The organism is uncultured Brevundimonas sp. (assembly GCF_947305955.1).
In the GTDB taxonomy this organism is placed as follows: Bacteria; Pseudomonadota; Alphaproteobacteria; order Caulobacterales; family Caulobacteraceae; genus Brevundimonas.
On record NZ_CAMZFB010000007.1, the window covers coordinates 43,819 to 57,446 of the forward strand.

Annotated in this window: 14 protein-coding genes and 2 tRNA genes; 8 read left to right on the forward strand and 8 right to left on the reverse strand. The window is 62.4% G+C overall.

All coding sequences use genetic code 11. The features are described from left to right. The first annotated feature begins 1 nt into the window (after position 1). Positions 2 to 1,120, forward strand: a complete 1,119-nt coding sequence (locus Q0Y42_RS03335; RefSeq protein ID WP_297800172.1) for an acyl-CoA dehydrogenase family protein — start codon at positions 2 to 4, stop codon at positions 1,118 to 1,120. Between the two features lie 41 nt (positions 1,121 to 1,161). After that, positions 1,162 to 2,331 (forward strand): patatin-like phospholipase family protein, encoded by a 1,170-nt coding sequence (locus Q0Y42_RS03340; RefSeq protein WP_297800176.1) that lies wholly within the window; start codon positions 1,162 to 1,164, stop codon positions 2,329 to 2,331. Positions 2,332 to 2,338: 7 nt separating this feature from the next. On the opposite strand, the gene Q0Y42_RS03345 is transcribed toward Q0Y42_RS03340, so the two are convergent. Both Q0Y42_RS03345 and Q0Y42_RS03350 read right to left on the reverse strand, forming a co-directional pair. Next, positions 2,339 to 3,127 (reverse strand): RNA methyltransferase, encoded by a 789-nt coding sequence (locus Q0Y42_RS03345; protein WP_297800178.1) that lies wholly within the window; start codon positions 3,125 to 3,127, stop codon positions 2,339 to 2,341. A gap of 74 nt (positions 3,128 to 3,201) precedes the next feature. Further along, positions 3,202 to 4,233 (reverse strand): S1/P1 Nuclease, encoded by a 1,032-nt coding sequence (locus Q0Y42_RS03350; protein ID WP_297800180.1) that lies wholly within the window; start codon positions 4,231 to 4,233, stop codon positions 3,202 to 3,204. Between the two features lie 418 nt (positions 4,234 to 4,651). Here Q0Y42_RS03350 and Q0Y42_RS03355 point away from each other — a divergent pair, with 418 nt between their 5' ends. Further along, the gene (locus tag Q0Y42_RS03355) at positions 4,652 to 5,209 is read left to right on the forward strand and encodes a 3D domain-containing protein (protein WP_297800182.1); all 558 of its coding nucleotides are present in this window, start codon (positions 4,652 to 4,654) and stop codon (positions 5,207 to 5,209) included. A 70-nt stretch (positions 5,210 to 5,279) separates the two neighbouring features. Here Q0Y42_RS03355 and mscL read toward each other — a convergent pair whose 3' ends face one another. The 6 genes from mscL to aroA form a co-directional block, all read right to left on the reverse strand. Further along, a complete protein-coding gene (gene mscL / locus Q0Y42_RS03360) occupies positions 5,280 to 5,684 on the reverse strand; it encodes a large-conductance mechanosensitive channel protein MscL (RefSeq protein ID WP_297800183.1) in 405 nt (134 codons plus the stop codon). Between the two features lie 69 nt (positions 5,685 to 5,753). Next, complete coding sequence (locus Q0Y42_RS03365; RefSeq protein ID WP_292051589.1) at positions 5,754 to 6,044, reverse strand: integration host factor subunit beta; 291 nt, start codon at positions 6,042 to 6,044, stop codon at positions 5,754 to 5,756. 234 nt (positions 6,045 to 6,278) lie between these two features. Beyond that, complete coding sequence (gene rpsA, locus Q0Y42_RS03370) at positions 6,279 to 7,976, reverse strand: 30S ribosomal protein S1 (RefSeq protein ID WP_297800185.1); 1,698 nt, start codon at positions 7,974 to 7,976, stop codon at positions 6,279 to 6,281. 242 nt (positions 7,977 to 8,218) lie between these two features. After that, positions 8,219 to 8,869: a (d)CMP kinase gene (gene cmk / locus Q0Y42_RS03375; RefSeq protein ID WP_297800236.1), complete on the reverse strand. Its 651-nt coding sequence runs from the start codon at positions 8,867 to 8,869 to the stop codon at positions 8,219 to 8,221. 273 nt (positions 8,870 to 9,142) lie between these two features. Then, entirely contained in the window at positions 9,143 to 9,412 is a 270-nt protein-coding gene (locus tag Q0Y42_RS03380) for a hypothetical protein (RefSeq protein WP_297800187.1), read from the reverse strand. Beyond that, positions 9,409 to 10,722: a 3-phosphoshikimate 1-carboxyvinyltransferase gene (gene aroA, locus Q0Y42_RS03385; protein WP_297800189.1), complete on the reverse strand. Its 1,314-nt coding sequence runs from the start codon at positions 10,720 to 10,722 to the stop codon at positions 9,409 to 9,411. Before aroA ends, Q0Y42_RS03380 begins: the two co-directional genes overlap by 4 nt. Before the next feature lie 140 nt (positions 10,723 to 10,862). Between aroA and Q0Y42_RS03390 the strand changes: the two genes are divergently transcribed. The 5 genes from Q0Y42_RS03390 (at position 10,863) to Q0Y42_RS03410 (ending at position 13,610) form a co-directional block, all read left to right on the forward strand. Further along, complete coding sequence (locus Q0Y42_RS03390; RefSeq protein WP_297800191.1) at positions 10,863 to 11,318, forward strand: TIGR02300 family protein; 456 nt, start codon at positions 10,863 to 10,865, stop codon at positions 11,316 to 11,318. A gap of 124 nt (positions 11,319 to 11,442) precedes the next feature. After that, positions 11,443 to 11,518: transfer RNA gene (locus Q0Y42_RS03395), tRNA-Ala, on the forward strand. Between the two features lie 91 nt (positions 11,519 to 11,609). Next, positions 11,610 to 11,685 (forward strand) — tRNA-Ala (locus Q0Y42_RS03400). A gap of 105 nt (positions 11,686 to 11,790) precedes the next feature. Further along, positions 11,791 to 12,381 carry a thermonuclease family protein gene (locus Q0Y42_RS03405; RefSeq protein ID WP_297800193.1) on the forward strand — a complete coding sequence of 197 codons (591 nt, stop codon included), beginning with the start codon at positions 11,791 to 11,793 and terminating at the stop codon, positions 12,379 to 12,381. Between the two features lie 317 nt (positions 12,382 to 12,698). Then, positions 12,699 to 13,610, forward strand: coding sequence for a 2-oxoglutarate and iron-dependent oxygenase domain-containing protein (locus Q0Y42_RS03410; protein WP_297800238.1), 912 nt, complete (start codon positions 12,699 to 12,701; stop codon positions 13,608 to 13,610). The last annotated feature ends 18 nt before the right edge of the window (positions 13,611 to 13,628 follow it).

The following is a 13,628-nucleotide window of genomic DNA, read 5'->3' on the forward strand; positions in this document are numbered from 1 at the left end:
CATGCCTTTGATCCTGACTGAAGAACAGGTGATGCTGAAGGACGCCGTGGACGGCTTCCTGAACGAGAACGCGCCGATCAAACACCTGCGCACCTTGCGGGACAGCCGCGATGCCGATGGCATCTCGCGCGACCTGTGGCATGCGTTTGGCGAGATGGGCTTTGCCGGTGTGATCATCGGCGAGGCGCATGGCGGATCGGGCCTTGGCGCAGTCGAGGCGGGCGTGATCGCCGAAAGCCTTGGCCGGACACTGACGCCCTCGCCCTTCCTCGGCACCTCGGTCCTGTCGGCCACGGTCCTGCAAGAGGCGGGCAATGCCGACCAGCAGTTCTGGCTATCCAAGATCGCGGCGGGCGAGGCCATCATTTCCTTGGCCGTGGACGAAGGCACCAAACACGCCCCCCACAAAATCGCCACCCGCGCCGAGCGCAGCGGCAACGGCTTCCGCATCAATGGCGACAAGGCCATGGTGCTGGACGGCCATATCGCCGATGCCCTGATCGTGGCTGCCCAGACCGACGAGGGGTTGAGCCTCTTCCTCGTCGATCCCGCGACCCAAGGTGTGGAGATCGAGCGCACCATCATGGTCGATGCCCATAATGCCGCGCGCATCAGCTTCAAGGATGTCGAGGTCAATGCCGACGCCCTGATCGGCGAAGCGGGGGCCGGACAGGCGACGCTGGACAAGGCACTATCCCTTGGCCGCGCCGTCGCCGCCGCCAGCCTGAACGGCGCGGGCGACCAAGCCTTTGGCATCACGGTCGAATACCTGAAAACCCGCCAGCAGTTCGGCAAGCTGATCGGCGAGTTTCAGGCCCTGCAACACCGTGCAGCCCACCTCTATACCGAGCTGGAGCTGACCAAGGCGGCGACGCTGGGCGCGCTGCAAGCCGTGGACGAAGGCAAGGAGGGGGCCGACCTCGCCACCTCCGTCGCCAAGGCCAAGGCGGGCCGCGTGGCCGAACTGGCGGTGCAGGAGGGCGTGCAGATGCACGGCGGCGTCGGCATGACCGACGAGTTCGACATCGGCCTGTTCATGAAACGTGTGCGGGTGCTGAACGAGACGCTGGGTGACAGCCACTATCACCTCAACCGTCTGGCGGTTGCACGCGGTTACTGAACCGCTTGCTATTGAAACGGGGGCTGGGCAAGGCTGCGGACATGAGTGATCTGCCGCAGCCTGCCCAGCCTGTCCGTTCACGTCGCGGGCGTCGCCTGCCCTGCGCCCCTGTGGCCCATGCCGAGGTCAAGGGTTTCAAGGACATAAGACTGACGGTCTCGGCGGCGGAAACCTCGCTGGCGTTGGCGGCGGACCGTCTGTCCCTGCCCCGTTCGGGCTGGACGTCCGGACGGTTCGACATCCTCGCCCTTTCAGGCGGGGCGGCGGGCGGAGCCTATGGCGCGGGCGCGTTGACGGGCTGGACGCAGACCGGAACCCGTCCCGAGTTCGCCCTTGTCACAGGGGTCAGCACCGGTGCCCTGATCGCGCCCTTGGCCTTTCTCGGCCCTGAATGGGACGGCAAGCTCAAGCACGCCTATACCGGCGGCCATGCAAGGCAGTTGCTAAGCCCGCGCCGTCTGGCCCCCATGTTCAGCGGCGGGCTTCTTAAATCGGATGCCCTGCACAGTCTGGTCGAGCCATTTGTCGATGCCGATCTGATCGATGCGGTGGCGCAGCAGCACGCGCGCGGGCGAAGGCTTTTGGTGGCCACCACCGATCTGGACCATCAGGCCTGCTGCATCTGGGACATGGGTGCCATCGCCAGCCATGGTGGCGAGGCGGCGCTGAAACTGTTCCGCGAGGTTCTGGTCGCCTCGGCCAGCCTGCCGGGCATCTTCAGCCCGCACCGGATCACCACCGAATATGAGGGCTGCATTTTCGAGGAGATGCATGTGGACGGCGGTGTCTCGGCCCCGCTGTTCATCATGCCCGACGGGCTATTGCGCTGGAACAAGCTGGGCAAGCGGCTGAAAGGCGGGCGGGTGCATGTGATCGTCAACACCATGCTCGATCCGGCACCGCGCCCCGTGGCCCCCAACCTGCCCGCCGTAATGACGCGCAGCTTCGAGGCCATGCTGCGGTTTTCCTATCGCCAGTCGCTAATCACGGCCACGACCCTGTGCACGGCGCAGGGCATACCGCTCAAAACCGCATCCATCCCGAGCGAGATCCGCGCCAATAACCTGCTGAACTTTGACACCGCCGCCATGGAAGCCCTGTTCAACGAAGGCTTTGAGCGCGCGGTGTCGGACAAGCTGTGGTCGACCGAAGTGCCGACCACCGGGCTGGAACGCCTCGCCGAGGCGCTCCATCTGCCGAGCTTCCGCTAGGAGCGGATCAGCCCTCTTTCTTCGCGGCCTCTTCGGCGGCCTTGGCGGCCATCTTGGCCAGCACGCGGCCACGGCCCTTGGCCAAGGCGTGGATCACACCACGGAAGGTGGCGACTTCCTGCTCGCTGAACTGGGCGCGGCCCAGCATGACGCGCAGGTTCTGGCTCATGGAACGTTTCTTCTCCGGCGGGTGGAAGAAGCCGCCGTTCTCAAGTTCCGTCTCCAGATGCTCGTACATGCCGATCAGCAGGTCGTTGGAAGCCGGCGGATCGATCTCGCGGAAACGCGGCGGCGGGGCATCGAGGATCAGGGTGCGCCACTCATAGGCGTTGATGGCCACCGCCTGCGCCAGATTGAGCGAGTGGTGACGCGGATCGATCGGAATGGTGGTGATACCGGCGCACAGGGCGATATCGGTCGTCTCCAGCCCCGCGCGCTCACCCCCGAACAGAAGCCCGCATTTCAGGCCCGCCGCCGTCTCGTCATAGAGGATGCGGGCACTCTCGCGCGGGGTCCGCACGGGCTGCCGCGTCTCGCGCGGGCGGGCGGTGGTGGCGAACACCACGTTCAGGTCGTGGATGGCGTCAGCGACAGTGTCGAACACCTTTACGCCTTCCAGTACCCAGTCCGCGCCGGACGCCGTGGCCCAGGCGCGCTCCTGCGGCCAGCCATCGCGCGGATTGACCAGACGCAGCTCCGACAGGCCGAAATTGGCCATGACGCGGGCGACCGAGCCGATGTTGTCGGCCAGCTGGGAACGGTCGAGGATGACGACGGGAGGGGTAAGTTCGCGCATGTGCGCTTCCTTAAACGCGAAGGCCGCCCCTGCGAAGGCAGGAGCGGCCCATTGCGACCAATAGCGGTAAGTTTTTAGTCTTCGCCGACCATGGCTGCCCACGGATCGCTGGTTCCGGCCTCGACCTCGGCCACCTTGACGGCGGGCCAGCCGACCGACGAGCTCGCAGAAGCGTTCCATGCCGCGACGGTGAAGTCGCGCAGATTTTGGGCACCGGCGGTCAGGCGTTCATTCAGGAATTGGGCACCACGCGGGTCTGCATCCTTGAACGCCCCATCCTTCTCCAGACGGTAGAAGGGGATGACCGTCGACAGCGTGCCGTTCAGCAGCGAGACGGTGCGGGCCTTCACGTCGAAACCCTCGACATTCAACGGGGCCATGGCACTGCGCATGGCGACCGGATTGAGGGCGCGCGAGGCATAGGCCCCTTCGAACGTGCCGTGGGTGCGGCGCGAAGTGGTGAAGCCTTCAGGATTGGTAGCACCGGCCCAGCCATTGAAATGGATGGTGGTGTGGTGCGGCTGGGAAGCGTCGCCCAGATAGTGGCTGAGCTGGCCAATGTCGCGCAGGATCAGCTGTTCGCGGCGCAGGCGGTCGGCACGGTACCATTCACGCTTGGCCAGATCGGTTTCACGGGCTTCGGCGGCATTCAGCACGCGCCAATAGGCGAAGTCGCGCTCAAGGTTCTGCCACGCATCCATGATGGCATAGGGCAGATAGCCTGCGTCATCCACGTCCAGACCCGCGCGGGTCAGGGCGGCGTCATATTCCGACTTCAGGCGCGGCAGGGCATCCAGCGACATGCCACGGGCGTCAATCACGCGGCCTTCATCATCCATATCGATGAAGTGGGCGGTGTCGCGTTCGCGGTCGTGCGGCTGCCCACCATTCTTCCAACGGTCCGGCTCGCGCGAGTATTCACCCACGTCCGATGCCGCACCCGGCGTGCGCAGGAAGGCCGGCAGGGTGTCCGGCAGGCTCTGCATGCCGACCACACCGATAACCCGGTGCCCCGACGAGCCCCATGCAATCACCTGCGAGGCAGGAATCGCCAGCAGCGCAAAGGCGGCGGCAGAGATCATCAGTCGTTTGGCGGATCGCTTCATGGCGCATTCCCGTGGAAAGGGTGAAATCGTGTGCCGATCTACCCCATTCAGCGCCAAGCCGCCACAGCCGCCCCACCTAAATGCGCCAATTCCATCGACTTTTAAGGCAGTTAAAGAAACCCTTACGGGGCGAATAAAGAGATTAAAATCGTCAAAACTTGAAAATAAAGCATTCACAGCGGCGTGATCAGCAAAAATTGCTCGCTAACAAATAACAGAGAAATAAGCAGTCGCAATTAATACTATATTCGTCAGCTTATCATATTCTGTCGCAACCTATGGTGTTGCTGTCGCAATTCCGCCATTTCCGGCCATCGACCGAAGGCTAATCTCATGTAACACTTTTTTGCCACATTCTCTTGGCAAAAGCCCCGCTGCCGACGGGGTAATGGTGTCGGTGCTGCCTAATGATGCTTCCATGTTGAATGCGGTTGCCGCCTTGGCTGCCCTGTGGGCTCTCTCGTTCTCCGGTACCGGTGAACCCGTCCCCTACGAAACCGCCGTCGCGCAAGAGCGCGAAGTGGTTGAACAAGCTGCCGAAGCCGCGGCAACCGAAGCCGTCGAGACGTCCCTGACCGACGAGCAGAAGCTGCACATGGAATCCGATCCCGACTGGCGCGCCTCGGCCCGCCTCTATCACGCGGGTGGTGGTGGTGCGACCGGCAACGACTCGCTGGGATGCCGTCCGGTTCCGATGCGCACTGTCGCAACCGACCCCCGCGTGATCCCGCGCCGTACCCGCCTTTTCATCCGTGAAACCGTTGGCCTGCGCCTCGCAGACGGCACGGTTCACGACGGTTACTGGTATGCGTCGGATACGGGCGGCGCGATCCGCGGTGCCAAGATCGACCTCTATACCGGCCATGGCCGCGGCTCGATGCGTCCGGCGATGCCGCTGAACATGAAGACCCTGACCATTGTGGACGCTGGCGATTTCAACGGCTGCCCGCCCTCGTGGGAAAACGCCTCGAACTAAGAGGCCCAAAGCCGAAACAAAAAAGGCCGCTGGATCGCTCCAGCGGCCTTTTTGTTATCCGATCCGGCGATCAGGGACGCTTCTTCAGCTCGTCGCGGATCTCGGCCAGCAGAGCCTCGGTCGCGGTGGGCTCTGCAGCCGCCTCCTCGACCCGGGCGCGGCGCAGGCGGTTCACGCCCTTGACCAGCATGAAGATCACAAAGGCAACGATCAGGAACTGGATGCAGGTGTTGATGAAGGCACCGTATTCGATCACAGCCGGATCGCCGGTCGGGTTCGCCGGATTGACCGGAAGAGTGTATTTCAGCGCCGCGAAGTCCACGCCCCCGATCAGCCAGCCGATGGGCGGCATGATCACCTGATCGACAAGGCTGGTAACGATCTTGCCGAAGGCACCGCCGATGACCACACCGACAGCCAGATCGACAACGTTCCCACGCGCGATAAACTCTTTAAATTCGCCAACCAGGCTCATGAATTTCTCCTAGGGGTGCGCAGGATCAACTGCGCCGGTGAGTGCAAACGCAGAACCCCTTAGAAGGGTTCAGGCATCACCGGAAGCATTCAGGCGCAGGCGAAGCTCTTTACCGCTCTTGAAGAAGGGTACGGCCTTGGCCGGCACTTCGACGGTTTCGCCTGTACGGGGGTTGCGACCCGATCGTGCCGGACGGCTGCGGACCGAAAAGGCACCGAAGCCACGAAGCTCGACCCGGCCACCTTCCGACAAGGCGTTGGTCATTTGACCAAGGATGACATTGACCACCCGCTCCACCTCGGCGTGCGTGAGGTGCAGGTTTTCCGCTGCAAGCTTTTCGATCAGTTCGGACTTGATCATTCAAGGCCCCCGCCCGTGCTGCTTTGGCGTTATCGCCATTACCGGATGCACACCTAAACACCTGATGACCTTGGAAGAAAGAGGTAATTCGCATCTCGGATAACGATTTTCTGCGATTAACCTCCGTTTTAGACATTTGGCCGCAGGCAAAAGAAAAGGGTGACCGGATTTCTCCGATCACCCCAATCTTTGGACTACAGCCCCAGGGGGCCATAGCTCAGGCCACTTGAAGGATTAGTCCTTCGAAGCGTTCTTCAGAGCGGCGCCCAGGATGTCGCCGAGCGAAGCGCCCGAGTCCGACGAACCGAATTGCTCGATGGCTTCTTGTTCGTCCTTCATTTCCAGAGCCTTGATCGAGACCGAGACGCGGCGGGTAGCCTTGTCGACGGTGGTGATCATGGCGTCGACGCGGTCACCCACGTTGAAGCGTTCCGGACGTTGCTCGTTGCGGTCGCGCGACAGGTCCGACTTGCGGATGAAGGCGGTGACCGGAGCGTCTTCTTCACCGAACTTGACTTCGATGCCGCCGGTTTCAATGGCGGTGACCGTGACGGTCACTTGCTGGCCACGCTTGTAGACGTCGCCTTCCATCGGGTCAGCGCCCAGTTGCTTGACGCCCAGCGAGACGCGTTCCTTCTCAACGTCAACGTCGAGGACCTTGGCCTTGATGACCTCGCCCTTGCGGTAGCGTTGGATGGCTTCTTCGCCCGACACGTTCCAGTCCAGGTCCGACAGGTGGACCATGCCGTCGATGTCGTTGTCCAGGCCGATGAACAGGCCGAACTCGGTAGCGTTCTTGACTTCGCCCTCGACGGTCGAACCGACCGGGTGAGCGTCCAGGAAGGCTTCCCACGGGTTGGCTTGAGCTTGCTTCAGGCCCAGCGAGATACGACGCTTGGCGCTGTCGACGTCCAGAACGATGACGTCCACTTCTTGCGAGGTGGAGACGATCTTGCCCGGGTGGACGTTCTTCTTGGTCCAGGACATTTCCGAAACGTGGACCAGACCTTCAACACCGGCTTCCAGCTCAACGAATGCGCCGTAGTCAGTGATGTTGGTGATGCGGCCGGTGTACTTGGCGCCAACCGGATACTTGGCTTCCACGCCGTCCCACGGGTCCGACTGCAGTTGCTTCATGCCCAGCGAGATACGTTGGGTGTCCGGGTTGATCTTGACGATCTGGACCTTGACGGTGTCGCCAACAGCCAGAACTTGCGACGGGTGCGACACGCGCTTCCACGACATGTCGGTGACGTGCAGCAGGCCGTCGATGCCGCCCAGGTCAACGAACGCACCGTAGTCGGTGATGTTCTTGACGACGCCCTCGCGGATTTCACCCTCGGCCAGCTGACCGACCAGCTCGGTGCGCTGTTCAGCACGGGCTTCTTCCAGGATCGCACGACGCGAAACAACGATGTTGCCGCGCGGACGGTCCATCTTCAGGATGGCGAACGGTTGTTCCTTGCCCATCAGCGGGGTGACGTCGCGAACCGGACGGATGTCCACTTGCGAACCCGGCAGGAAGGCCGAAGCACCGCCCAGATCGACGGTGAAACCACCCTTGACGCGGCCGACGATAGCACCGTTGACCGGCTGGCCTTCGGCGAAGACGGCTTCCAGACGGGTCCAGGCTTCTTCGCGGCGAGCCTTGTCGCGGCTGATGACGGCTTCACCCATCGCGTTCTCGACGCGCTCCAGGTAAACTTCGACGTTGTCGCCGACCTTCGGCAGGACAGCGCCTTCGCCTTGGCCGAATTCGCGCATGGCGATACGGCCTTCGGTCTTCAGGCCGACGTCGATGATGACGATGTCTTTTTCGATGCCGACAACGCGACCGTGAACGACTTGGCCTTCGCCAAGGTCGCGGCCTTGCAGTTGTTCGTCGAGCAGAGCGGCGAAATCATCGCGGGTGGGGTTAAGGGTTTCGGTCATATGACTCTTGGGGTTGATGGAAGGGTCTTTGCCCAGAAACAGAATGGCCAGATGACCAGACCGCCCTGCGCGAAGGGGGTGAATTCGGATTTTCGGTAGGTTGGACGATACGGGGCGCACGCCAAGGCGGCTTTAAACTCAAACCCGTAACGCCCACGGCTGCCGACGATCAGTGCGTTGAAATTACAAAGAACAATCGTTCCGATCAGGCGGAGACGTCCTCGACATCCAGGCCTTGGTGATCAGAGACCGTGCTTTGCGCGCGCTGTCTCGACAATGCGGCGGGCCGCATCGAAGGCCGCTTCTATACCCATATCAGTCGTATCCAGCAAGATAGCGTCGTCCGCTTGGACCATGGGCGCGGAATCGCGACCGGCGTCGCGGGCGTCGCGTTTGCGGATATCGGCCAGCATATCCTCATAGGAAATCTGGATGCCGCGGGCGGTTAGCTGTTTCCAGCGGCGCTCGGCCCGCACTTCGGCAGAGGCTGTCACAAACAGTTTCGCGGGGGCGTCGGGCATGATGACGGTGCCGATGTCGCGTCCGTCCAGAACCGCCCCGCCCTCTTGCGCGGCAAAGTCGCGTTGCAGCTTCAACAGGGCCGCGCGCACCGCCGGATGGCTGGCAACGCGGCTGGCGGCCTCGCCGGCCTCGCCCGTCGTCAGGCTGGCGTCATCCGACAGACCGCTGGCGTCCAGATTGCGTGCCACCTGTGCGGCCCCTGCCTCGTTGTCCAGATCGCCGCCCTTGGCCAGCACGCCCATACCGACGGCACGGTACAGCAGCCCCGTGTCGAGATACGGCAGGCCATAGTGGGCGGCCAGACGCGAGGCGATGGTGCCCTTGCCCGAAGCGGCAGGTCCATCAACGGCGATAACGAGAGACTGTGACAGGGCTCTACTTTCTGGTGAGATTAACGCAGGCGACCCAGAGGCAGAAAACGGCCATGCCACCCACGAGGATTGTTCCGAGCCCGAAAAAGCCGCTCCAGAACCAAAAGGCAATAGGGTTGTCGCTAAGGTATAGGCCACGACTGTATCGGCCTTTGAAATACCCAAGCTCGATACTGTCCCACAAACCGCTGGCACACACCCACGTCAGCCAAAACAGAAAGGCCGTAGCGAGGCAATCCTTGAGACGTCCCAGAACCCGTTTCACGCGCCCGCTCACGGTTTCGGCTTCAGATGACGCGAAATCAGGCCGCATACCGCCGCCGCGCCCAGCATGGCGACGCCGAACCACATCGTCTGGCCCAGAAGTTTCGCGAACAGTTCGGGGCTTTCGGATCTGAGGATTGCGCCCGAACGTGCAGGCATGCTGCCACCCATCCAGCTGAACTTCGCCCGCACGAAGAAGAAGCCCGCCAGCACCAAAAATCCCGCCATCATCTGGGCCATGACCACATGGGACGGGATGTTTGGCAGCGGCGACTTCATGCGATCTTCGCGCCCAGCCCGTTCATCAAGCTGACGAAGCCGGGGAAGGAGGTGGCGATCATCTCCGGATCTAGCACCGACACCGGATGTTCCGACGCCAGCCCCAGCACCAAATGGCTCATGGCAATGCGGTGATCGTGGGCGGTCTCGACCGTCGCACCGCCCTTGACCGGACCACCGGTGACGATGAAGCCCTCGGGCTCTTCCTCGACCTCGACACCGCAGGCCTTAAGGCCCGCCGTCATCAGGGCGATACGGTCGCTTTCCTTCACCCGCATCTCGCCGATGCCGCGCATCACCGTCTGGCCGTCGGCAAAAGCGGCGGTGGCGGCAAGGATCGGATACTCATCGATCATGGCAGCAGCGCGCATTTCCGGCACCACGACGCCCTTGAGCTTGGAGTAGCGGGCCGTGATGTCGCCGATCTCCTCGCCGCCCGAGGTGCGGCGGTTCGAAATCGTCAGGTCCGCGCCCATTTCGATCCACGTATCAAACAGGCCGGTTCGCAGCGGATTGAGCATCACGCCCTCGACCGTCACCTCGGAGCCCGGCACGATCAGGGCCGCAGCCAGAGGGAAGGCCGCAGACGACGGATCACCGGGCACGGATACTGTCGTCCCCTTCAACGACTGCCCGCCTTCCAGCGAGATCACCCAGCCCTCGCCCACTTCCTGCACATCGACCTTGGCCCCGAAGGCCGTCAGCATGCGCTCGGTATGATCGCGGCTCTTTTCCGGCTCGGTCACGCGGGTGGTGCCCTCGGCATTCAGCGCGGCCAGCAGGATGGCCGACTTGATCTGGGCCGAGGCTACGCTCTGGGTATAGTCGATCGCCGACAGGTTGCCGCCGGTCACCTTTACCGGCAGCCGGTCCTCTTCCTTTTTCCAGTCAAAGCCCGCGCCCATCTGGGCCAGAGGTCCGGTCACGCGCTTCATTGGACGCTTTCGCAGCGACACATCGCCATCAAAGGTCGCCGTCAGCGGATAGCCCGACACGGCCCCCATCAACAGGCGCACGCCGGTGCCCGCATTGCCGCAATCGATCAGATCTTCGGGCGACTGCAGACGGCCCTTGCCCGTGACCTTCCATCGACCTTGGTCAAGTTTCTCGACCTTGGCCCCCAGCGCCGCCATGGCGCGGGCGGTCGATAAAATATCGTCACCTTCCAACAGGCCATCAATCTCGGTCACACCCTCGGCCATACCGCCAAAGATCAGACTTCTATGGGAGATTGACTTGTCGCCGGGGGCCTTGACCAAGCCCTTCAAAGGGCCGCAGGCAGAGGCAGAAAACGTCTGTGAAACAGTCACCCGACTACTTGGCTCCGATAATATCTGGAAAACGGGACGCAGTCGCGCCACATAAGGCTTTTGACAGTGGCCGTTTCGGGTGGCAAGGGAGCCGCCCGATTTCCCGAGTATCCACTCAACTCCCGCCGAAGGTTTAATCCGTGGCTAATCCTGAACTGGGCCAAAAGCAGCTCTGCCCGAACTGCCAGGCCAAATTCTACGACCTGAACCGTCGCCCGGCGCGCTGCCCGAAGTGCGAGACCGAGTTCGACCCGATGGAAGAGGCTCTGAAGAGCCGTCGCGTCCGCCGTGGTGCCGGCTATGCCGCTGACGACGAGGACACCGAAGATCAAGTCGCCGACAAGTCGGTCGACGGTGACGAAGAAGAAGATGACGTCGAAGCGACGCCGGAAATCGATCAGGAAGGCCACGAGCCGATCCTGACCCCGGACGACGACGATGACGCCGATCCGGTTGCCGACGACGCTGGTCTGGGCACCACCGACGGTGACGACGACGTTCTCGACGACGATGACGACTCCGTGCCGTTCATCGAAGACGAAGACGACGATGATCTGGACGAAGAACTGACCAAGCCGTCGCTCGACGACGAGTAAAACCAAGGTTCTGAAAACAAAGCGGAAAAAAGTTTTCAGAACCGCTTGACCTTCCGGTCGGACTTCCCTAGTTTCCGCCACCTCGACGGGGCCCACAGCCCCGTCGGGACCGACCGCAAGGTTCGGGGCTATAGCTCAGTTGGTAGAGCGCTTGAATGGCATTCAAGAGGTCAGCGGTTCGACTCCGCTTAGCTCCACCACAAACCCCTCGTCGTGAACGCGGCGAGGGGTTTTCCATTTTATGGAAGCCCCTTTTTCCAAAGGTCGCCTCCATCCAGACCCAAAAGGTCCGGGGCTATAGCTCAGTTGGTAGAGCGCTTGAATGGCATTCAAGAGGTCAGCGGTTCGACTCCGCTTAGCTCCACCATGAACCCCTCGTCGTGAACGCGGCGAGGGGTTTTCCATATCTGGCCTAGCCTCGTTGAGGCTCCGCGCAGGTGACCGCAGGTCCGACTCAGGCGAGGCTTTGCTGATGCGCCCACGCTATTCCCCGCCCAAACCCGCATCCGACAGTCCGCTGGGTCTGATCTTGGTCTGGTGCGTGCTGGTCGCGGCGGCGGTGGCGATCTTCTTCATCCTGAAGCCCGAAGACCGCAACAAGGTCGAGCAGACCGCATCGAGCATGGCCACTACCGCCCTGCCCTCGGTCTTCCCGCCCAGCGTCGAGCAGGCGGCGGCTGAGGCGGATTTCCGCTGTGTGGTGGATTACGTCAATGACGGCGACACCCTGCGCTGCAAGGACGGGACGCGGGTGAGGCTGCACGCCATTTCCGCGCGCGAGCGGGACGAGACCTGCAGTCCGGGTCATCCCTGCTCGAAGGCCAGCGCAGCCCAGTCGACGGCGGCCCTGACCCGCTTGGTCCGCGGCAAGACGCTGGACTGTATGACCACCGGACAGAGCTATGACCGCGTGACCGCCATCTGCTGGACGCCGGACAAGGTCGAAGTGAACTGCCAGATGGTCCAGTCGGGCAATGCCTCACTGTGGGAACGGTTCGACAACGAGACGCGTATCTGCCGCCACCTGCGCCGGATTGGCTCGAACATTCCGCAGGCTGATTGATCCGGATCAAGGTCCTGCAGACCGCAGCGCTGTAATAGAAGCTGCGGTTATTGTCGGCATTACAACAAGCTGGCTTCAAGGGGCAGGATTCCCCCCTTGACGGTCGGCTTTCTGTATCCCGCGAACCACAATCGACGGTATTGATAGACGAAAGCAGAACGAAAAGCCCTGTTTATGGGCCAGCCGCTGCCATTATTTATCGGTACAAGGTAGAAAGTTTCCCAGACCCACCAACTTGAGGCAGTAATCAAGTGACCTCCACCATCACCGCCGTGGCCGCCGAGGGCCAAAAGAAAAAGGCCATCGTGCCGGTGTCGATGACCCGTTACGACAGTGACTTCCAAGGCTTCGCAGATGAGCTGGGCGCGTCGTTCGCCCGCTACGGCTTTGCCGTCGTCGCGGACCACGGTCTGGACCAAGCGGTGATCGACGCCGCCATCGCCGATGCCAAGGCCTTCTTTGCCCTCGACGAGGAAACCAAGCGCCAATACCACATCCCCGGCACCGGCGGCGCTCGCGGCCTGACCCCGTTCGGCGTGGAAACCGCCAAGGGCGCAAGCATCCGCGACCTCAAGGAGTTCTGGCACACCGGCCGCGAACTGCCGGAAGGTCACGAGTACAAGAAGTACATGCGTGACAACGTATGGCCGACCGAAATCCCGACCTTCAAGGACAATGTCTATGGCATGTACTCGGCTCTGGACGCGCTGGGCCGCCGCATCCTGAAGGCCATCGCCCGCTATCTGAAGCTGGACGACGACTTCTTCGAGGACAAGGTCCAGCTGGGCAACTCGGTCCTGCGCCTGCTGCACTATCCGCCGATCCCCGCCGATGCCGAAGGCGTGCGCGCCGGTGCCCACGAAGACATCAACGTCATCACCCTGCTGCTGGGTGCCGAAGAGGCTGGCCTGCAGCTCAAGGATGCCGACGGCGAGTGGCTGGACATCGCACCGCCTCCGGGCGCTCTGGTCATCAACATCGGTGACATGCTGCAGCGTCTGGTGAACCACGTCCTGCCGTCGACCACCCACCGCGTGGTCAATCCGGCACCGGAACGTCGCGGCTTCGCCCGCTACTCGACCCCGTTCTTCCTGCACTTCAATCCGGACTTCCCGATCGAGACCCTGCCGTCGACGATCACCCCGGAAAATCCGGACCGCTATGCCGGCAAGACCATTCTGGCCGAGGACTTCCTCACCGAGCGTCTGCGCGAGATCAAACTGATCTAAGCGCCGCCACAGCGACAA